The organism is Moorena sp. SIO3I6 (genome assembly GCF_010672095.1).
This window is the reverse complement of the sequence record NZ_JAAHHU010001728.1, coordinates 1-1037: the sequence shown is the minus strand read 5'-3', so window position 1 is coordinate 1037 and position 1037 is coordinate 1. Positions and strand designations below refer to the sequence as shown.

Genomic DNA, 1037 nt, shown 5'->3' with positions numbered 1-1037 from the left:
CCCTCTTAATTGTCTTCCCCTACTGGATTCTTATCAATCGACCGTTTTTGATTATATTCCTGAATCAATTCAGAAAGATTAGCATTTTTTTCCTTCAGAAGCTGCAGGTAATCTTCCTCCATAGCATTAGTAAGTTCAAGATTCCTCATATCTATCGCTAAATTAATCTTAAACTCAGAAAATTTGTTATGAAACGCTGCTGCATTATCATAGCTTTCCGAAGGGTTAGTTGTGGCACTTATGGTACCGAATAATGTCCCTAATAGACTAATTAAAAATATAAAAAAATTGACGATATTTTCAGCTTGGTCATCAGAAACAAATTCTTGAATAAACGAGACCAATAAGTCATTGCCTGCCGTAATACCTCCGATAGCTGCTAAAAAAATAGGGATAGTATATTGCAGAACAAAGAAAAGGGACAAAAGAAACTTTGAAAAAGAAATTTGAAAGTCACATCGTCTTTGGATATCCAAGAAAATCTTGTAGTAGTTAGACGAGAATATATACTTTTTTTCTTTAGGTTTTTGTACCCACACGGCTTTCAATTTTTGTCTCAACCCGACCCTAAAAAACCCAAGCATAAAACGTTTCTGGCCATGATCTAATATCAAGTCCGGTTGACTAATCATGATATCCCTTCTGGCGTACAATCCAGAGACTACTTGGGAGATAATTAACCGAACTTGATATAACTACTTACATTTACTTGGACTTTAGACAGTAACCGGACACTTACCGTGAAAATTGATCAAACTGGCTATAGCAATTCTGATCACAAGTGAGGTACACAGGATTTTTTCCTGCTCCCTGCTCCCTGCTCCCTACTCCCTAAAACCCAGGACGAAAGTACTTCACCCAATTGACACTATATTCAAACCAATTCACCCATCACCGCTCTGCGCAAAATCTCTGTCACTTCTGTTGCTATTCTGGCATCAAGTTCCACCGCTTCACGATTGCAATCTCTTGGCTCAAGCACTTTTGCTCCCCGTAGCGCCATACTGAAGGTAATCAATTTAGCTGGCTTGAGGGAA

At 38.4% G+C, this 1037-nt stretch carries 1 protein-coding gene; it reads right to left on the bottom strand.

Going from position 1 to position 1037, the window contains the following annotated elements:
• Positions 1-5: 5 nt before the first annotated feature.
• Positions 6-632, bottom strand: coding sequence for a hypothetical protein (locus F6K49_RS52680; RefSeq protein WP_293111087.1), 627 nt, complete (start codon positions 630-632; stop codon positions 6-8).
• Positions 633-1037 lie beyond the last annotated feature (405 nt).